This is a genomic window from Embleya sp. NPDC001921 (genome assembly GCF_053594475.1).
In genome coordinates, this window is the sequence record NZ_JBSFEO010000026.1 from 1 (window position 1) to 18844 (window position 18844).

Genomic DNA, 18844 nt, shown 5'->3' on the forward strand with positions numbered 1-18844 from the left:
TCCGCTTCAACGTCTGAGCGGACGTTGACGCGATTCATCCAGTACGCGAGTTCGGGGCCGAACCTTCTCGTGAGTTCCGTCGACGTCCCCGGGACACCGGCCGGTTCCTCGCACCGATCAGGTCGCGGTACGGCCGCGACGCCTGCCGAGCACGACGGCACCGCCGCCGAGCAGGAGCAGTCCCGCCGCGCCGCCGATGTACAGCGCGGTCCTGTCGTCACCGCCGGTCTCGGCGAGGCGGCGTTCCGCCGGTGGCGGCGTGGCCCCCGGGCTGCCGGCCCGCCCGGGCACCTCGGCGGCCGGCTGCGGGGTGGCGCCACCCGGTCGCGTGGTCGGCGGCGCGGTGCCGACGGGGCGCGCGGTCGGGGGCGCGGTGGGTGTGCGGGCCTCGGGCGCCGCGTCCCGAGGCGGCTGCGCGGGCGTGCCGGGCGGGACGGCCCGGGAGTCCGCAACGCGCGCCGGGCTCGTCGGCGAGGTGTCGTCGGCCATCGCCGGGCTCTGCGTCACCAGCACGGCCGAGGCCGCCAGGACGAAACCGGCGCCGAGCACGCGACCGGCGCGAACCCGGGCCCGGCCGGCGGGCGGCGACGCGGTCGTGCGGCGCGGGACGCGCGGGGAGGGAATGAACACCGTTCTCCTTGTCGAGCATCGAACGGACCGCCGTGCGCACACGCCGGCCGCCACCGGTCGGTGACGGACATCCAGACGCGCGGGCCCTCGCCGGGTTCCCGATTCCGCCGAACTTTTTTTGCCCGCCTCCGAACCGCCCTTCGACGCCCCCGACCGCCCGCCCCGCCCGACCGGGTCACATTCGGCGGACGAGCGACACGGCCGCACACCAGTTCGCGGGCGAGGAGGCGCGGGTGTCACGACCGCGGGTGGTCGTCACCCGGGAAAGAGCCGGGGTAATGCCCTCGGAAAGGGCTCACGACTTCCCTCCGACCGGTGGTTGAGACGACGTGAAGTCGGATCTGATTTTCCGTTAGGATTTTCCCTTTCCCAGGAAGGGGATTTCCGGCAATGGCTCAGCGCGTAGTCACGTTGTTCACGGATGACATCACCGGCGAGGAGGGTGAGGACATCGCGACACACACCTTCGGCTTGGACGGCGTCGCCTACGAAATCGACCTCGGCCAAGACACCTACCAGCGGCTGCTCGACACCCTCGGGCCGTACTTCAACGCCGGGCGGAAGACTGGAACCGCTCGTCGCGCCAAGGCTGTTCGTGCGGCGGCCGGCCAAGGGCCGGACCCGGTGAAGGTTCGTGAGTGGGCCAGGACAAACGGCATCGAGGTCAACGCCCGCGGTCGGATTCCGGCAGATCTCGTCGAGAAGTACCAGGCCGCCCACTAGGGCGTGTCTTCAATCCCCCGTCGGGCTCCGCGGCGTGAGCGCGGCGAGGAGCCCGAAGGGCGGATGCCGTGCATCGGCGTGCCGGAGAAGCGCCCGCATAGTGGTTCTCTTCGGGCGTTTCTCCGGGGCGGCGAGGGAACCCGCAGGGCGGATGCCGTGCCGGGCGTCGTGGAGCCCGACGGGGGATCGAAGACACGCCCTGGGCAGCCTGAGCCCCACGGGGGCTGCTGCCCGAGCTTTCGGCACACCGTGGCCGGCCTCCCTCGGAGGAGACGTCGGCCCGGTGCGCCGCACGGCGTCACCGGATGACCGGCGGTGCGGCGACGGGTTGCCGAGCGCGCCGGCCCGTAAACCGTGTTCGCATTCGGCCTCGCCATAAAAGCGGGCGAGGCGATCAATGAGGCTACGGAAGCGGTGGTTTCTCCATGGGTCCCTGTCCGCAATCACACGGCGAGCTTCCACGTGCGTTTGCGTAGCGAGGTTGTGGTGTCTCGGGTATACCGCGCCGGACTCGACTCGCGGCTCCACTCGGAGATGAAGCCGGGTGTGGAGGCGTGCGGCACGGAACGCGCGGCGTGCTCTCGTGGTCGATCGGGTGTGGTGGGGCGCGATGGCGGGTCAGGAGCGGCGGCGGGGCTTGCCGCGCTTGGCGCCCTTGCCGGCGCCGGGGCCGCCGCGGGCGCCCTTGCCGGCCGACCCGCCGGCGGCGCCGGGCTTGCGCTTGGCGCCGCTCGCGTCGGGGCGCTGGGACTTCGTCTTCGGTTGGGCCGGCGTCGGGGTCCGACCGCGTGAGCTGTTGACGGTGCGTCCGCGGACGATCCCGATGAACTCCTCCACCAGGTCGGTGGTGTGCGCCTCGGGCCAGGACAGCGCCACACGCGACTCGGGAGCGTCGGACACCACCCGGTAGGTCAGGTCCTTGCGGTGGTGCAGACGGGCCAGGGACTGCGGGACGACCAGCAGGCCCACCCCGGCAGCCACCAGTTCGACCGCGTCCGCCGTGGTCGCGGGCCGCTCCTTCGCGGGCACCCCCGGCCGGCGCTCCCACTCCAGGGTGTCGTCGAGCGGATGCAGGACGACCGCGTCGGCCAGGTCCTCCGCGACCACCTCGTCCACTCCCGCGACGTCGTGGTCCTTGGGCACCACGACCACCGTGGTCTCGGTGTAGAGCGGAATCGCGCTCAGCTCGGTCCGGTCGATCGGCAGCCGCACCAGCCCGGCGTCGGCGTCGCCGGCGCGCAGGAGGTCGGCCGCGTCGGCCGCGGACACCGGGATCAACGTCAACGGGACGTCCGGCAGCCGCTCGTTCCAGACCCGCACCCATTTGGTGGGGGTCACCCCCGGAACGTACGCGAGCCGGAACGGGGTGGGTTCTTCCGAGCCTGTCACCACGTCAGGTTAGCGGCCATGATCGGAGGCACCGCACACGGTCGCTACTCTTGACAGCATGACGTCGCACAAGACCACCCAGACGATGAAGCCCGCGACCGCGGCGAAGAAGCTGGGCGTGTACCTCCAGGCCACCCCCGCCGAGTTCCAAGAGGGTGTCGTCTCCCGCGACGAGTTGAACGCGCTGCTGAGCGACCCGCCCGAGTGGCTCCGGGAACTGCGCCGCAACGGCCCGCACCCGCGGCCCGTCGTGGCGAACAAGCTCGGCGTCTCCATCGCCGGCCTCGCCCGCGGCGGCATCACCGAGGCGCTCACCACCGCGGAGATCGACGCGCTGAAGGAGGACGGCCCGGAGTGGCTGCGGCAGGAGCGCGCCACCCAGGCCGAGGTCCGGAAGGAAACCATCCGGATCAAGGAGAAGAACAAGGAGAAGAGCGCGGAGCAGCCCGTGGAGCGCCCCGCGAAGCCGCGCCGAGCACGTTCCTGACCCACCGGCACAGCGGCACCCACGGCACGGCGGCACCCACCGAAACCGCGGCGTTCCCGGCCGCGGCACCCACCCGAACCGCGGCCGGGAACGGATCACCGCTTCCCGGCCGTCGCGGTGGCCCGCCCGGCCCTACCGCGCGTCGTGGTCCAGGCCGGCGGTCGCGAGCAGGTAGGCGGTCATCGGCTCGTAGTCGCGGGCGTCCACGACGTGGTCGTCGAGCGGGACGGTGACCGTTACGGTGCCCTCGGCCTCGCCGAGGAACAGCGCCGGGTCGTTGCAGTCGGCGAACGCGACCGTGGGGATGCCGTATTGCCCGGCACGGCCGGCCCAGCCGTGGTCGGCGACGACCAGGTCCGGCCAGGGCCGCCCGGCCGCCGCGAGCGCGTCCAGGATCGCGCTCATCGGCTGCGGTGCGTGGGTGTGCCACAGCGTGGCCCCGCGTTCGAGCACCGCCACACCGCCGAACTGCCGCACGCTGCCGCTGGTGTCGTCGTCGCCCTCGGTGGTGTGCAGTCCACGGGGGATGTCGAGGATCTCGGCGCCGGCCGCCCGCAGCGCGCGACCGATGGCCCGATGTACGTCCAACAGGCCGCCGGGGTGTCCGGTGGCGATCAGTACGCGCAGCCGGCGCGCGGCGGCGTCGCGCAGGACGGCGGCCATGCGATCGAGCCCGTCCAGGGTCAGTCGCGGGTCGATGGTGTCCTGACCGGTGCGGTGCTCGGGGTCCGCGCGCACGCCCACCCGCTCGACCATCACGTCGAGCACGTCGTCCGCGGTCTTCCAGCGGTCGCCCAGGTCCAGGCCCAGCCAGAACCGCCGGTTGCCCTGCACCAGTTCCGCGTAGTGCCGGAGATTGACCTCTCGAGGTGTGGCCACCCGGCCCGCGATGCGGGTCGTCTCCAGGTGCCGAATCAGCTCGTCGCGGGACGGAGGGGTGTTCGGCGTCGTCATGCCGCCATTGTGCCCACCCGGCAACCGCCCGGTGGTGGGTGGGGGTCCCGCCCACCGCCGGCACCCCCGGGGCCGGGGGCGATTCAGCACCTCGCGGCTCGGAAGCGGGACAACTCGCCGCGGGAGCCGATGCCGAGCTTGGGATAGGCCTTGTAGAGGTGGTATTCGACCGTGCGCGGGCTCAGGAACAGCCGGCTCGCGATGTCCCGGTTGCTCACGCCCTCGGCGGCGAGTCGAACGATGTGCAGTTCCTGCGGCGTCAGCCGGGCGAGTACGTCCGGGTCGCCGGTGTCGACCGGGGCCGCGTCGCCGGTGGCGCGCAGCTCGCTCCGGGCCCGTTCGGCCCACGGGCTCGCCGCCGACCGCTCGAAGCCGGCGAGCGCGGAGCGCAGCGGGGCGCGCGCGTCCACGCGCCGCCGGGCCCGGCGCAGCCATTCACCGTGCAGCAGTTCGGTGCGCGCCCGCTCGAACGGCCGCCCGCCCCGCTCGTGTTCGCGGATGGCCGCGACGTAGAGCGCGTCGGCGGCGTCCGGTTCGGCGAGCAGCGCGCCGCAGCGCAGCGCGACCGCCATCGCCCACGGGGTCCCGCTCGCCCGGGCCCAGCGTTCGAAGCGCGCCGCCGCCTCCCGGGCCTGCTCCGGGGCGCCGGCCCGGACGGCGGCCTCGACCAGGTCCGCGTTCGCGGCCACGGCGGCGGCGGTGTGGCGGGCCGGTCCGCGCGTGCACTCGGTCAGCCGACGCAGCGCCGATTCGTACCGGCCCAGGGTGAGATCGAGCAGTGCGAGCGCGCAGTCCGCGGCGGCCGTCGTCTCGGCGACCCCGCCGAACGCGGACGTCCCGGCGAGGTCGGCGTCGGCCGCGAGCGCCGCGCGGCACCCGTCCTCGTCGCCGCGTTCGGCGGCGATCCGGGCGGTGATCACGTGGAGTCGGGCCACCCGGTACGCCTGACCGGTGTCGCGCGCGAAGGTGAGCGCCTCGGCGATGGTGGCCGCCGCGTCGTGCGGCAGGCCGGCCATCGCCTGGGCGTGCGCCTGGACCTGGAGCGCGCCGGGCAGCCCGCCGACCTGGCCGCGGGCCCGGGTGCGTGCGGCGTCGGTGGTGGACAGGTCCAGGGCCGCGTCGTCGTCGCCGAGCAGTACCGCGAGGTTGCCGGCGAGGATCCGGGTGAGCAGCAGACCAGGCGGGTTCACCCGCACACCGGTCACGAAGGATCGCAGGATCGGCAGGGCGCGCTCGGGATCGTCGTCGACCAGGTGCGCGAGCGCGGTGATCGCGGCGGCCGGCGACGCGTGCTCCACCGACCCATGCTCCGCCAAGCCATGCTCCGCCGACCCATGCTCCGCCGACTCGCCGGCGGCCGGCCGCAACGCGCCGGCGGCCCGCTCCGACTCGGTCGCCAGGACGGCCAGTTCGCGCAGTTCGACCTCCTCCGCCGCGGACCACGCGCTGCCTGCGGCCATGGTCAGCAGGCTCAGCGCGAGTTCCGGATGGGTGGGCGCGATCGGCCGGGCGTGCTCGATGAGCAGTCGGGCCGCGCCGCGCGGGGTGCCGCGTTCGCTCGCCGCGGCCGCCCGCACCATGGCCAGACCGGCTCGCGGCAACGGGTCCTCGGTCCGGGCCAGGGCCCGATCGGCCAACTCCGCCGCGTGCTCGGTACGGCCCGCGATCACGGCCATCTGGGCCGCCAGGACGCTGCGCCGAGCCCGGTCGGCGGGCTCCGGGCTGAGCCGGGCGGCCCGTTCGTGAATCGGCGCGGCGGCCCCGGTCGCGCCGCGCTCGTGCGCGTCCACGCCCGCCCGCTCCAACGCGGCCGCGACGCTCTCGTCGGGCCCGGCCGCGGCCTCGGCCAGGTGCCACAGTCGGCGCTCGCCGTCGGTGGCCGCGGCCAGCGCCCGGTGCACCGCCAGGCGGCCGGCCACCCCGGCCCGCTGGTAGGCGGCCGAGCGCACCAGGGGGTGTCGGAAGGCGATCGTCGCGCCGGTGCCGCGCAGCAGGCCGGCCGCCACGCACGCGTCGAGGTCCGCGGCGCCGGCGCCCAGCGCCCGCGCGGCCCGGAGCACCGTGCCCAGGTCGCCGGTGCCCTCGGCGGCGGCGACGGTCAACACCACGCGGGCGGGCTCGGGCAGCCGGGCGATCCGGTCCCCGAAGGCCGCCGAGACCCGGTCGGTGACGGGCAGGGCGGTGGGCGGGTCGACCCGGCCGGTACGCGCGTCGGCGTCGAGTCCGGCGGCGAACTCGATCAGGGCCAACGGGTTTCCGGCGGACTCGGCGATGATCCGCTCGCGCACCGCCGGGGTCAGATCCGGGACCCGCTCGGCCAACAGCGCCCCGGCCGGGTCGTGCTCCAACGCGGACAGCGTGAGTTCGGGCAGCGCACCGGCCGGAAAGCCCTCCGGGGCGTCCCAAGCGGTGAAGAGCATCCCGACGCCCTCGGCGTCCAGCCGCCGGGCGGTGAACACCAGCACCTCGGCGGAGGCGACGTCCAACCAGTGCGCGTCGTCGATCAGGCACAGCAGTGGCCGCTCGCGGGACAGGTCGGAGAGCAGCCCGAGCACGGCCGAGCCGACCAGGTACCGGTCCGGCCCGGCCTGGGCCAGCCCCAGCGCGCCGCGCAGCGCCGCCGCCTGCACGTCGGGCAGCGTGTCCAGTCGGTGCAGCACCGGCCGCAGCAGGCCGTGCAGCGCGGCGAACGGCAGACCGGCCTCGGCCGCGACTCCCGCGGCGCGCAGCACCCGCAGACCGTCGGCGTCGCGCGCGGCCCCTTCCAGCAGCGTCGACTTGCCGATACCGGCCGGCCCGCGCAGCACCAGCACCGCGCCGCGACCGAGGCGGGCCCGCGAGATCACCGCCGCGATCTCGGCCCGCTCGACGTCTCGCCCCCACAATCGCGCCCGTGCCGCGTCGGTACTGCGGAAGCGGGGTGTGCTGGTCATCGGCGGAACTCTCCGGGAGCTGGTTCGGGTCGCCCACGCACCGGCTCCCGCCGCGGGTGGGGCGGGCGGGACCGGCCCGGGCGTCGGTTCACCGTAGACGGTCGGCGACACCCGCTCGCGCCCCGCCACCCGACCGCCATCGAGCACCCTCGCCCCACCACCGCCCGGCCGCCATCGAACACCCACTCCCACCACCCGACCGCCATCGGGCACCCCCGCGGTCCCACCACCCGACCCCGCCGAGCGCGGCTCCGCGTCGTGCGCGGATCCCGTTCACCCGTGCGAAATCCCGCCACAAGCCGGCCGATTCGGCACGTTCTCCTTTCGTTGTCCGACGAGGAGACTATTGGCGCGGTACGACGGCCCACCCGCCCCATCCGCACCGGGGGCACAGGTGGGCACGGCGGCCACGAACAATCGAAAGTCGCTCGGTTCGTGTAATGATCTGCCCGCCTTTTTGCAGGAAGGATCGATATGAGCCCCGTGAAGGTAGAGATCCGCGACGCCGGACCGCTCGACGTCGAGGTGGAAGAGGAAGCGGTCGAGTTCGAGGACGAGTCGAACCCGGACCGGCGGATCGAGGCGTGTCTGCCCGAGCCCTGGCCCACCGCGACGACGCGCGTCGGATGTGACTGGAAGGTCTGACCCGGACCCGAACGACCCGGTGCGCACGGCCCGATCGGAACCCATCGGCCCGATCGGGCCCGCTCCCGGGCACCCACACGCGGCACCCCACGCCGGCAGCGCATCCGGAAACGGCGAGACCGGCAAGAGCAGCGGGATTCGCGAACACGATAGGACCGGCAGGACCGCAGGATTCGTTGGCACGGCAAGAGCGGCGAAAGCCGGCAGGAGGGAGCGGAGGGGAATGGGCATGGTGCGGTCGATCCCCCACGGGTCCGCGCAGGATCTGCGCGCGCGGCTCGAGGCGCTCGTGGCCGGCCACGCCCGGCGGTGCAGCGCGGACGACGTCTGGCTGCACCTGTTCGACCCGCGCGTACCCGTGCTCGACCACGGATGGAAACTGCACGTCTCGGCTCGGCCCGAGGACTTCCCCGAGACCCTGGACCTGGTGGTCCCGGTGCTGCTGCGCTATCGCTGCCTGGCCAAGTTCGCGGTGAGCACCGCCGTGTTGGCGGAACTCAACTCCGGGGTGCGCGATCCGGCCGTGGTCGGCAAGGCGGCCACCGTGTACCCGCGCGGACAGGACGTAGCGGCCGTGGGCCGGGAACTGGCCGAAGTGCTGGTCGGTCGCACCGGCCCGCGCGTGCTCGGCGACCGCCGGGTCCGGCCGGACGCGCCGGTGTACTACCGCTACGGCCCCTTCCGGGCCACCGGATCCGGCGCCGCGGAGTCGCCGATGACCGGCCCCGACGGACAGCGCTTCCCCGGCCGGGCGAGCATTCGATACCGCCAACCCCCTTGGGCCACCGACCCGTTCGGCGCCGCCGCCCCCGCCCCGGGGCGACCCGCGCGGCTGGTCGGCGGCCGGTACCGACTCACCTCGGGCATCGCCCGCTCTCCGCACGGAAACGTCTACCGCGCCCTCGACACCACGACCGGCGAACGGGTGGTGGTCAAGCAGGCCAGGGCCTACGCGGGCGAGGACGGCGACGGCGTGGACGCCCGGGGCCGGCTGCGCCACGAGCGCGCCGTGCTGGCCGCGCTGGCCGATCTCGACGCGGTGCCCCGGGTAGTCGACCACGTGCGCCACGGCGAGGACGAGTACCTGGTCACCACCGACTGCGGCCCCGCGGACCTGCGCCGCGACGTCCTGACGCGCGGCCCCTATCCGGGCGACGCGCTGCCCGGGCGCCGGGTGTCCGCGCTGGCCCGCCGGTTGTTGACCGTACTCGACGCGATGCACGCCGCAGGCGTGGTGATGTGCGATCTGAAACCGGGCAACGTGGTCCTCGACACGGACGGCACCTGCCGGCTGGTCGACTTCGGCATCAGCGCGCTGGGCGCGCACCGCCCCGCCGGCGGCACCCCCGGCTACACCCTCGCGGCGGACCCCGCCGACGGCCCGGCCGACCCGGCGGACGACCTGTACGCGCTGGGCGCGACGCTGCACTACGCACTGACCGGGATGAATCCGGTGATCGTCGACCCCGACCGCGCGGTGAACCGCGATCGTACGCTGGCCTGCCTGGCCGCCGCGCTTCCCGGCGCCGCCCATCGACCGGTCCGGGCCCTGGTCGGCGGGCTGCTCAGCCTCGATCGCGGGGAGCGGCTGGCCTGTGCCCGGCGCCTGCGGGCCGGCCTGCCGGAGCCGCCGCACGGCCGCCGTCCGCGCACGCCGCCTCGCATCGACGCCGACCTGCTGGACGACGTGATCGCGCACACCGTGGCCGGCTGCCTATCCTCCGCCGCCGCGCTGCCCGCCGCATCGGGCGCGCGCCCGGGATCGACGCTGACGGTCTACGCGGGCGCGGCCGGAGTGGGCCTGGAACTGCTGCACCACCTCGACCGCCCGGGCGTCGCGGAGGCGGTCGCCGAGCTGGCCCGCCGCACCGCGACGCACCCCGAACTCGACGCGCTCTCCGGCGCGTTGTTCACCGGCCGCACCGGGGTCGAGCTGTTCCTGCGCGCCGCCGCCGCACTGCCGGGCGGAGCCGTCGCTCCCCTGCCGGCCTTCCCGCCCGATCCCCCGTCGTACGACGACACCGGCGACCAGATCGGCGGTGCGGCGGGCACCGGTACGGGCCACCTGCTGCTGGCGCGCCAAGCCCAGGCGGCGGGACGGATCGAGCAGGCCGCCCGGCACCTGGCCGCGGCGGACGCGTGCGCCAAGGCCCTCCTGGACCGTCCACGCGACGCGAGGCCCGGGACCGACGACCTGCCGCCGGCCTCGTCGCGGGCGGCCTACGCGCACGGCTACGCCCACGGCGAGGCCGGCATCGTGCACTTCCTCCGCGCCTGCCACGACACCCGCGCACACGAAGACGCAGACCCGGTCCCCGACCCGGCGGTCGGGCTCGCCGCCCGCGAGGGTCTGGATCGACTCGCCGCGCACACACCCGAGTTGCTCGCGGAGGCGGCCCGCCCGGGCGCCGCCCGGCACTTCGCGTCCTGGTGTCGGGGAATGGCCGGAATCGGTACCGTCCTGATCGCGGCGAGCGCGCGCGAACAGGAGCGGGAGCTGCTCGAACTCGGCCTGCGCTGCGCCCGGTTGTGCCATGCGCTCGCACCTCGGATGAGCCTGGTATCGCAGTGCTGCGGTCTTTCCGGGGTCGGCGAACTGCTCGTGGACGCCGCGCTCGTCACCGGCGACGACGAGCACTGGCGGGGCGCCGAGGACGTGGTGTCGCTGATCCTGGCGCGCAGCGGCGGCACCACGCGCCGCCCGCTGTTCCCCGACAACACCCTCGCCGGCACCGACCCCGGCTGGGCCGCCGGCGGCACGGGCGTGTTGTCGCTGCTGCGCCGGCTGCGCGACCGGGGCGGGGAGCGCCTGTGCGCGCCGCCGCCGAGGGCCGCCTCGGCAACCCGACCGCCGGCGACGGGTCCGGGCTCCAGGGCGTGTCCTCAATCCCCCGCCGGGCTCCACGGCGTGAGCGCGGCGATGACCCCGCAGGGCGGATGCGGTGCCGGGCGTCGTGGAGTTCGGCGGGGGACTGAGGACACGCCCTAGGCGCCCGGGATCCAGTAGCCGTGAACCTCGGTGACCTGTGGCGGTGCCGGGCTCGGCGGGAAGCCCAACTCCTCGGCCACCGGCATCAGCCGAGTGGTGAACGCGTCCATCGCGGCCCGCGACTCCCACAGGTCGATGATCCGTACGCCGTCGTCCGTCGGGATCGCCACGTGGGCCAGACATCCCTCCGCCGGGATCTCGCCGGACCGCACGCGTGCGGAGAGTTGCTCGTACTGTTCCTTCTCGACCCCCGGCAGATCGATCTGCATGAGAATGGCCATCACGGTCCTCCAGACGTGCCGACGCCTCCGGTGGGAGGGCATCACTTCCCATCCTTGCCGTTCACCCACCGCCCGCAACCGGGGCGGACCCGGCACCCGAAGCGTTCGGGAACGCGACCACGACGAGCCGCTCGTCGGGTGCCGCCAGCGACGAGCAGGGTGGGTCCGGGCCCGCCTCCGATGGGGGGTGACCGCCGGACCGGCCGGACCGGACCGGCCCCGCGACCGCCGCGCCGGTCCCGTACGGCGGTGCGTCCACCCGCCCGCCGGATCGGGATCGGCCCCGAGGATTGCCTTCACGACCCCGACGGCACGTGGTGTACGGCTGCGGAACAGGGCATACGAGGGGAATCCGCCCGCGCGCGGGACCGAGGAGGAAGGAGCCGAATGCCGTCGGAAGTCGATCTCGCCGCGGCGCTGTCCAGGGTCAAGGAGAGCGAGACCTCGCTGGTCGCGCAGGTGCTGCGGACCACCGTGGCGGCGGTGACGTCCTACGTCGCCGCACTGTTCCTGGCCGGCCCCGATCCGCAGCCGATCCTGGCCCCGCTCACCGCGCTCCTGGTCGTCCAGGTCACCTCGTACGCGACCTTCACCACCGGCGTGCAGCGGGTCGCCAGCGTGGTCTCGGGTGTGCTCATCGCGGTGCTCTTCAGCGAGGCGGTGGGGCTGAACTGGTGGAGTCTGACCCTGCTGCTGTTGGCCTCGCTCGGTCTGGGCCACCTGATCCGGCTGGGGGACTCGATCAACGAGGTGGCGATCAGCGCGATGATCGTGCTCGGCGTCAGCCAGGTCGGGGACACCGCGTGGGACCGGGTCGCGGAGACCCTGATCGGGGCCGCCGTCGGCATGGTGTTCTCGCTCGTCCTGGCCCCGCCCGTACACGTGCGGCCCGCGAACGAGGCGGTGATGTCCGCCTTCGACGCGCTGACCCGGCTCCTGGACACCATGGCCCGGGAGATCGACGACGACGTCACCCACGACCGGGCGCACGGCTGGCTGGAGGAGGCGCGCCGGATCGACCGGGACATCGTGCGGGTGGACGCGACGTTGTCCACGGCCGAGGAGGGCACCCGGTTCAACCCGCGGGGCCGACGCGCCACGGTGCGCGTGCTCGCGCTGCGCAGCGGCCTGGACACCGCCGAGATCAGCGCGGTGGCGCTGCGCATGGTATGCCGGTCGCTGAGCGGGCTGTACGCGCCGGGCGAGCGCGGCGAGCCGGCGTACACCGAGATCCCGTTGGCCACCGCACAGTCGCTGCGCAGCCTGTTCCACTCGCTGGCCGCGCTGTTCGCGGCGTACGGCCACCTGCTGGTGCTGCACGGCCAGAACCGCCCGGAGGATTCCGCGCGGGCCGAGGTCACGTTGCGCGAACGGCTGGCCGAGGCCGAGGAGGACCGACTGCGTACCGAGGCGATCCTGCTCGCCGACTCGATCGCCAACCCGGACCGCTGGGAGCTGTACGGGACGCTGCTGACCGCGGTGGACAAGCTGGTCGACGAGACCCGGCCGGCGGGCACTCCGGGCGACCTGGCGCAGCGGATCGAGGAGCGTCGCCGGCGCCTGGCCCAGCAGCGCCGGCTCCGGGCCGCGGTGGCCAGGCCCGGTCCGGTGTTGCGGGAGGGCATCCGGTGGGTGGTGACGCCGACCGATCGGCTGCTGCGGGTCCCGCGCCGGCTGCACCGGCACACACTGCGGCGGCGCGGGTGACGGGTCGCCGCCCCGGCGCCCGGGCGCTCCCGCGGCTCGTGCCCGCCGCGCCCCCGGTTCTCCTGGGCCCGGCCCCGGGTGGCCGGTGCGCAAGCCGCGCACCGGCCACCCCTGGATCCGAAATGAGCCCACCCCCGTACCCGAGCTCATGTCGAAAGGCCGCTTGCCGAGTGTTCGGGGCAACCCCCGACAAGCGGCCATGGGTGAAGCCAAGCAGCCGGACTCCGCCACGACATCCCGTCCCGGGTGGAAGAGTCGATCGAACCGGCGTGGTAGATCGCCGTGCCCGGGTCAACCCTCGGAGTAGCCCCGCCGACGCCGTGACCGCGGCGGTCGGCACGTACCCTGATGAGCCCCGACGCCAAGGACCGGACATCGTGCGACACCACCCCGAAGAACAGCGGATCGACATCGTCGCGGCGGCCGGCGAGCCCTTCGGGATCGCCCTGGCCGGCGCTCGTGGTCTTCGTCGGCACGGTCTGTCGGACCGGGACGGCGACGGCGTCGACTTCGCCTTGGCCGCGCGCGACGCCGGGCGGCTGTCCGCCGCCCGCACCGCGATCGTCGCGGCGCTGACCGACGCGGGCTGCCGGGTCGGCGTCGACGGCAGGGCCGGCACCAAGACCTTCGTCCGGATGACCGTGCGGCCGGCCGGGGGCGGGAAGGGCACACCGCTGACCCTGCACGTCGCGCCCCGTACGCACGAGCCCACCGTCGTGGACGGTGTCCCGGTGCTGCACCCCGACGACCTCGTCGCGGCCAAGGTGGTCACCCTGTGCCTGCGCTCGCAGGTGCGGGACGCCTTCGACGTCTTCGCGCTCGCCGACCGCTACGACACCGGCCGACTGCTCGAACTGGCCCTGGCGCACGATCCGGAGCTGCGCGTCGAGGACTTCCTGACCGCGTTCAAGCACGTCACCGAGCGCGAGGACGCCGAGTTCGGCCCGCCCGCCGCGCGGGCCGCCGCCGTCCGTGCCTGGTTCCAGGACTGGTTCACCGAGCTCTCCGCCCGGCACAGCCGCCCGATCGCCGCCGCGCTGGACCCCGGGGTGTTGGCCAAACTGGCCGCACTGGCCCAGCCGCACGGGCACGCTCCCGGCGGCGGACCGGCGTGAACCGCGCCGCCGACCGCGCCGCACGGTCGCTCAGCCGCGTCGACCGCCGGGTGTGACCAGCCCGGTCTCGTACGCCAGCACCACCGCCTGCGCCCGGCTGGACAGGTTCAACTTGGCCAGCGCGCGGTTGAAGTGGGTCTTGACCGTCGACTCGGTGACCACCAGGGTGCCGGCGATCTCGTTGTTGGCCATCCCGGTCCCGACCAGGCGCAGCACCTCCAACTCGCGCCCGGTGAGCGTCTCCAGGTCCGGCGGCACGTCGCCGGTCGGCGCGCTCGCGAACGCGACGTAGGTCTCGATCAGCCGCCGGGTGACGCTGGGCGCGAACAGCATGTCGCCGGCCATCACCGCGTCGATCGCCGCCAACAGCCGCTGCGGACCGATCTCCTTGAGCAGGAAACCGGACGCCCCGGCGCGCAGCGCGGCGTAGACGTACTCGTCCAGGTCGAACGTGGTCAGCACCACGATCCGGGGCGGTGTGCCCTCGGCGGCGGCCAGGATGCGCTCGGTGGCCTCCACGCCGCTCACCTCGGGCATCCGGATGTCCATCAGGATCAGCTCGGGGCGCAGCTTCGCGGCCAGGTCGATCGCCTCGGCCCCGTCGGCCGCCTCGCCGACCACGTCGATCCCCGGGGCCGCGCGTAACAACGCGGCCAGGCCCGCCCTGATCAGGATCTGATCGTCGACCACCAGCACCTTGGTCACCCCGTCGGTCCCTTCGTCACGTCGGTACGAGGCGGCCTAGGCCCCCGCGCTCTCGGCCGACGCGGTGGGCTCGGCCGGGATCGGCAGGACGAGACCGACCTCGAATCCCCCGGTGGGCCGCCGTCCCGCGACGAGCGTCCCGCCGTAGAGCTTGGCGCGCTCGGACATGCCGATCAACCCGTGCGCCGCCACCCCATCGATTGTGCCCGGATCGAACTCCTGCGGGGCGATCCTCGGGGCCCCGTCTCCACCGTCGTCGGTCACGGTGATCCGCAAGTGGTGTGGACCGAAGTCCACCACCAGGTCCACCCGGGCGGTACGGGCGTGTTTGAGGACATTGGTCAGGGCCTCCTGGACGATTCGGTACGCGCACAGCTCGATGCCCGGGGACAGCGGGCGCGCGAGACCCAGCGTCGTGGTCCGCACGTCGACTCCCGCGGCCCGGATCCGGCGCACCACCTCGCCGAGTCGGGCCAGCCCCGGCGCCGGATCCAGCCGATCGTCGGCGGTGCGCCCGCGCGCGGCGTCCGGCGGTGCCTCGTCGACGTCGGACGCGTCCTCCTCGTCCGCGCGCAGCAGCATCAACATCCGGCGCATCTCGTCCAGGGTCTCGCGGGTGGTCTCGCCTATGGTGCGCAACGCCGCCTCGGCGGTGGGCGGGTCCGAGGTCAGCACGTACTCGGCGAGGCCGGCCTGCACGGAGATCACCGACACGTGGTGGGCGACCACGTCGTGCAGTTCGCGCGCGATCCGCACCCGCTCGTCGGTCACCGCCCGGCGGGCCCGGGCCTCCTGCTCACGGGCCAGTCGGGCGGTCAACATCGCGTATTGCGCGTTGCGTTCGCTCAGCCGCCGGGCCGCGACGCCGAACCAACAGATGCCCGGCGGGATGACCAGGATCTGGGCGACGACGGTGGTCATCGAACCACCGTCCGCGGCCAGTCCGGCGTACAGCCAGGTGGCGCCCACCGCCACCACGCAGCCGGCCATGGTCCGGATCGATCGGTGCGCGGCGACCGTGTAGATCCCCATCAGCGTGCCGAGCGAGTTCACCACCGGCCAGTAGCCCAGCGCGATGTAGACGACCTGGAGGGCGAGCATGACCAGCAGGACCGGGACCGGGGCGCGGCGGCGCAGGATCAGCGGCAGGTTGATCACCACGATCAGCGCGAAACCGAGCGTGTCGGTCGCGCGCCACTCCCCGGTGGGATCCTCGCGGGCCAACAGCAGACTGACCACGATGTAGGACAGCGCGAGGATCGCGTCCACCACCGTCGTGGGGAGGGTGAAGGACAACCTGCTCCGCACCGTTCGGGCCCGCATCGGCGCAGCGTAGCCCGTGATCGACGGGCCGTCGTCAAACCGACGGTCCACACCCGTCTACCACGCTGGTTGTAGACCGGTACGGCGAGCGCCGCGCGGGCCGGCCGGCGGCGGGCGTGGCGGGCGTGGGCGGTGCCGGCCACGGGCGTGGGCGGTGCCGGGCCACGGGCGTGGGCGGTGCCGGGCCACGCGGGTGTGGGCCGCGGACCGGCGGCGGATGGGGTCGGTGTGCCGGCCCCGGCGTGGGCGGTGGTGCGAGACTGGTTCGTGTGCCTGCCGATGCCGCCCCCGCGATCGTCCTCGACGAGACCGGCGACGACCGGCTCGTGCGCTGGAGGCACGACGGGCGGGTGGTCGAGGCGGCCTTCGATCGGCCGCCGCGCTCGGTGGTGGCGTGGGCGGACCGGGTCCTGGTGGTCGAGGCCCTGGAAACGGAACCGGGCACACCCGCGGACAACGCCGTCGTGTTCGCCGCGGACGGCGCCGCGTCGGTGCGGTTGCGCCCGCCGCGGGACCTGGTCGCGGAGCCGTCGTGGGTGATCGGCTTCCATCTCGCCCACCTCGACGCCGAGGGGGAGCCGATCCTGGTCGTCGCGACCCGCGCCGGCGACTTTTGCGGCAGACCGGACCTCGCGACGGCCTGCCTCGTCGACGTACGCACCTGGCGCTGATCGCGGCGGACCGCGCGCCGCGCGCCGGGCGGTCACGGATACGCAGGGATCGGCCGGCGGTTTGGCAAATGTTGCCGTCGAGGGCTCGGCCGGTACAGCGTGTACTGAACACGATCACCGGTGCCGCGACGGGTGCATGTCGCCGATCACGGCCCGGGTCGAGGCGAACCGGACAGTACGGGTGTCGAGGGGTGTGTGCCGTGTCGCAGGCGTGGTGGGACGACGAGGGCGTCGACGCGGGCGGCCTCGGTGGGCCCGAGGATGTGGTCGCCCGGCTCGACGGCGTGGACTACCTGGCCGGCGACGGCATCGGCACCGCCGCCTACCTCGCACTGCGGATGGGTCGGCCGCTGCTGCTGGAGGGCGAGCCAGGGGTGGGCAAGACCGCGCTGGCCCAGGCGTTGTCGGCCGCGTTTCGCGTGCCGCTGTTCCGGCTCCAGTGCTACGAGGGCCTGGACGCCTCGCAGGCGCTCTACGACTGGGACTTCCCGCGCCAGATGTTGCACCTGCGGGCGGCCGGCGCGGCGGGCGAGACCGATGCCGCGGCACTGGAGGCGGGGCTGTACGACCGGCGCTACCTGATCGCCCGGCCGGTGTTGCAGGCGATCGAGGCGGCGCCGGCGGTGCTGCTCGTGGACGAGGTGGACCGGGCCGACGACGAGTTCGACGCGTTCCTGCTCGAGGTGCTGTCCGACTTCGCGGTGACCGTGCCCGAGCTGGGCCGGATCGCCGCGAAGGTGCCGCCGCTGGTGGTGCTGACCTCCAACCGCACCCGCGAGCTGCACGACGCGCTCAAGCGGCGCTGCCTGTACCACTGGCTCGACCACCCCGACCACGCGCGGGAGGTGGCGATCGTGCGCCGCCGACTGCCGGAGGTGAGCTGCCGGCTGGCCGAGGACGTGGTCCGTGCCGTCGGGCGGCTGCGCGCGGCCGACCTGGTCAAGCCGCCCGGCGTGTCCGAGACCCTGGACTGGGCGGGCGCGCTGCTCGTGCTCGGCGTGCGCGAGCTCGACCCGGACAGTGCCGCACGCACGCTCGGCGCGGTGCTCAAGCACCGGGAGGACCTGGACGGCGTACGGGCGGCCGGCCTGGTTCGGCTGCTCGCGGCGGGCGGCTGAGATGGCCGGGCGCGGTCCGCTGGACGCCGCCACGGTGCGCGCCGCCGCCGCCGCGCCGACCCGGCGCGACGGGGTGGAGACGCTGGTCGCCTTCGCGCGCACCGTCCGGGCCGCCGGCGTACCCGCCGACCCGGGGCGCGTGCAGGCGTTCCTTACCGCCGCGGCCGAGCTGGGCGCCGACGCGCGGCCGGCCACCTACTGGGCGGGTCGACTCACGCTGTGCTCCGCGCCCGAGGAACTGGCCCGCTACGACGCCGCGTTCACCGCGTACTTCGACTGCGAACAGCCGCCGCCCGGGCGCCGTCGACCCGATGTCGACGTCGAACGCGCGGTGGGCCTGTTGGGCCCCGACGAGGTGCCGCCCCGCCGGGAGGAGTCGGACGACGAACCCCGGATCGCCGCCGCCGACCGCACCGAGATCCTGCGCCGGCGCGACATCGCCGCGCTGGATCCGGCCGCGCGCGCCGAGCTGCGCCGACTGCTCGCGCTGCTGCGCCCGGCCGCGCCGACCCGCCGCACCCGGCGCCGGCGGCCGGCCCGGCACGGGCGGATCGACCGCACCCGCACGGTGCGCGCCGCGCTGCGGACCGGCGAGTTCGACCGGCTGCGCTACACCGACCGGGTGCTGCGGCCGCGCCGACTGGTGCTGCTGCTGGACGTCAGCGGCTCGATGGCGCCGTACGCGGACGCGCTGCTGCGCTTCGGCCACGCCGCGGTCCGGCGCCGCCGCGGCGCCGAGGTGTTCACCATCGGTACCCGGTTGACCCGGATCAGCCGCGAGCTGGCCCACACCGATCCGAACCGGGCGCTGGCCGCGGCGTCCGCCGCCGTGCCCGACTTCAGCGGCGGCACCCGGCTCGGCGACCAGCTCCACGCCTTCCTGGAGGGCTGGGGCCGGCGCGGCGTGGCCCGGGGCGCCGTGGTGGTGATCGCCTCGGACGGCTGGGAACGCGGCGATCCGGACCGGCTCGCGGTGGGCATGGCCCGGCTGCACCGGCTCGCGCATCGGGTGATCTGGGTCAATCCGCACCGTGCCCGCGAGGGGTATCAGCCCCTGGCGGCGGGTATGGCCGCGGCTCTTCCGTACGTTGACGACTTTGTCGCCGGGCACAGCCTGGCGGCCCTGGAGGAACTGTGTGCACTGCTGGTGGACGAGCGAGGGACCGGGTGAACG

At 74.4% G+C, this 18844-nt stretch carries 16 protein-coding genes; 9 read left to right on the plus strand and 7 right to left on the minus strand.

The genetic code is table 11. The features are described from left to right. Positions 1-117: 117 nt before the first annotated feature. Complete coding sequence (locus tag ACWCPW_RS27610) at positions 118-630, minus strand: LAETG motif-containing sortase-dependent surface protein (RefSeq protein ID WP_449764295.1); 513 nt, start codon at positions 628-630, stop codon at positions 118-120. Positions 631-1020: 390 nt separating this feature from the next. Here ACWCPW_RS27610 and ACWCPW_RS27615 point away from each other — a divergent pair, with 390 nt between their 5' ends. Beyond that, positions 1021-1353, plus strand: coding sequence for a histone-like nucleoid-structuring protein Lsr2 (locus tag ACWCPW_RS27615; protein WP_449764296.1), 333 nt, complete (start codon positions 1021-1023; stop codon positions 1351-1353). 618 nt (positions 1354-1971) lie between these two features. On the opposite strand, the gene ACWCPW_RS27620 is transcribed toward ACWCPW_RS27615, so the two are convergent. After that, positions 1972-2742, minus strand: coding sequence for a LysR substrate-binding domain-containing protein (locus ACWCPW_RS27620; protein WP_449764297.1), 771 nt, complete (start codon positions 2740-2742; stop codon positions 1972-1974). 58 nt (positions 2743-2800) lie between these two features. Between ACWCPW_RS27620 and ACWCPW_RS27625 the strand changes: the two genes are divergently transcribed. After that, on the plus strand, positions 2801-3229 hold the full coding sequence (locus ACWCPW_RS27625; RefSeq protein ID WP_449764298.1) for a DUF5997 family protein: 429 nt from the start codon (positions 2801-2803) through the stop codon (positions 3227-3229). A 132-nt stretch (positions 3230-3361) separates the two neighbouring features. On the opposite strand, the gene ACWCPW_RS27630 is transcribed toward ACWCPW_RS27625, so the two are convergent. Further along, positions 3362-4183 (minus strand): phosphatase, encoded by an 822-nt coding sequence (locus ACWCPW_RS27630; RefSeq protein WP_449764299.1) that lies wholly within the window; start codon positions 4181-4183, stop codon positions 3362-3364. 83 nt (positions 4184-4266) lie between these two features. Beyond that, positions 4267-7116 (minus strand): helix-turn-helix transcriptional regulator, encoded by a 2850-nt coding sequence (locus ACWCPW_RS27635; protein ID WP_449764300.1) that lies wholly within the window; start codon positions 7114-7116, stop codon positions 4267-4269. Between the two features lie 474 nt (positions 7117-7590). Here ACWCPW_RS27635 and ACWCPW_RS27640 point away from each other — a divergent pair, with 474 nt between their 5' ends. Continuing rightward, positions 7591-7761 (plus strand): SflA family class IV lanthipeptide, encoded by a 171-nt coding sequence (locus ACWCPW_RS27640; protein ID WP_331770546.1) that lies wholly within the window; start codon positions 7591-7593, stop codon positions 7759-7761. 223 nt (positions 7762-7984) lie between these two features. Further along, positions 7985-10750 (plus strand): class IV lanthionine synthetase LanL, encoded by a 2766-nt coding sequence (gene lanL / locus ACWCPW_RS27645; RefSeq protein ID WP_449764301.1) that lies wholly within the window; start codon positions 7985-7987, stop codon positions 10748-10750. Here the strand turns inward: lanL and ACWCPW_RS27650 are convergent. Further along, positions 10747-11031, minus strand: coding sequence for a hypothetical protein (locus ACWCPW_RS27650; protein ID WP_449764302.1), 285 nt, complete (start codon positions 11029-11031; stop codon positions 10747-10749). The two genes, lanL and ACWCPW_RS27650, sit on opposite strands and share 4 nt — an antisense overlap. 387 nt (positions 11032-11418) lie before the next feature. On the opposite strand from ACWCPW_RS27650, the gene ACWCPW_RS27655 reads away from it, so the two are divergent. Continuing rightward, positions 11419-12738, plus strand: a complete 1320-nt coding sequence (locus ACWCPW_RS27655; RefSeq protein ID WP_449764303.1) for an FUSC family protein — start codon at positions 11419-11421, stop codon at positions 12736-12738. A 377-nt stretch (positions 12739-13115) separates the two neighbouring features. Next, entirely contained in the window at positions 13116-13853 is a 738-nt protein-coding gene (locus ACWCPW_RS27660) for a nucleotidyl transferase AbiEii/AbiGii toxin family protein (protein ID WP_449764304.1), read from the plus strand. A 30-nt stretch (positions 13854-13883) separates the two neighbouring features. Here ACWCPW_RS27660 and ACWCPW_RS27665 read toward each other — a convergent pair whose 3' ends face one another. Both ACWCPW_RS27665 and ACWCPW_RS27670 read right to left on the minus strand, forming a co-directional pair. Next, the gene (locus ACWCPW_RS27665) at positions 13884-14558 is read right to left on the minus strand and encodes a response regulator (RefSeq protein ID WP_449764305.1); all 675 of its coding nucleotides are present in this window, start codon (positions 14556-14558) and stop codon (positions 13884-13886) included. 36 nt (positions 14559-14594) lie between these two features. Continuing rightward, positions 14595-15881, minus strand: coding sequence for a sensor histidine kinase (locus ACWCPW_RS27670; RefSeq protein WP_449764306.1), 1287 nt, complete (start codon positions 15879-15881; stop codon positions 14595-14597). A 269-nt stretch (positions 15882-16150) separates the two neighbouring features. Here ACWCPW_RS27670 and ACWCPW_RS27675 point away from each other — a divergent pair, with 269 nt between their 5' ends. The 3 genes from ACWCPW_RS27675 to ACWCPW_RS27685 all read left to right on the plus strand — a co-directional run bounded on the left by ACWCPW_RS27675 (position 16151) and on the right by ACWCPW_RS27685 (position 18841). Next, a complete protein-coding gene (locus ACWCPW_RS27675; protein ID WP_449764307.1) occupies positions 16151-16552 on the plus strand; it encodes a hypothetical protein in 402 nt (133 codons plus the stop codon). A 200-nt stretch (positions 16553-16752) separates the two neighbouring features. Continuing rightward, on the plus strand, positions 16753-17670 hold the full coding sequence (locus ACWCPW_RS27680; protein WP_449764308.1) for an AAA family ATPase: 918 nt from the start codon (positions 16753-16755) through the stop codon (positions 17668-17670). 1 nt (position 17671) lies between these two features. Then, positions 17672-18841 (plus strand): vWA domain-containing protein, encoded by a 1170-nt coding sequence (locus ACWCPW_RS27685; RefSeq protein WP_449764309.1) that lies wholly within the window; start codon positions 17672-17674, stop codon positions 18839-18841. Positions 18842-18844: the final 3 nt, after the last annotated feature.

Coding starts and splice junctions, on each gene's coding strand:
- ACWCPW_RS27615 (WP_449764296.1), top strand. CDS start 1,021: ATGGCTCAGCGCGTAGTCACGTTGTTCACGGATGACATCACCGGCGAG.
- ACWCPW_RS27625 (WP_449764298.1), top strand. CDS start 2,801: ATGACGTCGCACAAGACCACCCAGACGATGAAGCCCGCGACCGCGGCG.
- ACWCPW_RS27630 (WP_449764299.1), bottom strand. CDS start 4,183: ATGACGACGCCGAACACCCCTCCGTCCCGCGACGAGCTGATTCGGCAC.
- ACWCPW_RS27635 (WP_449764300.1), bottom strand. CDS start 7,116: ATGACCAGCACACCCCGCTTCCGCAGTACCGACGCGGCACGGGCGCGA.
- ACWCPW_RS27640 (WP_331770546.1), top strand. CDS start 7,591: ATGAGCCCCGTGAAGGTAGAGATCCGCGACGCCGGACCGCTCGACGTC.
- lanL (WP_449764301.1), top strand. CDS start 7,985: ATGGGCATGGTGCGGTCGATCCCCCACGGGTCCGCGCAGGATCTGCGC.
- ACWCPW_RS27650 (WP_449764302.1), bottom strand. CDS start 11,031: ATGGCCATTCTCATGCAGATCGATCTGCCGGGGGTCGAGAAGGAACAG.
- ACWCPW_RS27655 (WP_449764303.1), top strand. CDS start 11,419: ATGCCGTCGGAAGTCGATCTCGCCGCGGCGCTGTCCAGGGTCAAGGAG.
- ACWCPW_RS27670 (WP_449764306.1), bottom strand. CDS start 15,881: ATGCGGGCCCGAACGGTGCGGAGCAGGTTGTCCTTCACCCTCCCCACG.
- ACWCPW_RS27685 (WP_449764309.1), top strand. CDS start 17,672: ATGGCCGGGCGCGGTCCGCTGGACGCCGCCACGGTGCGCGCCGCCGCC.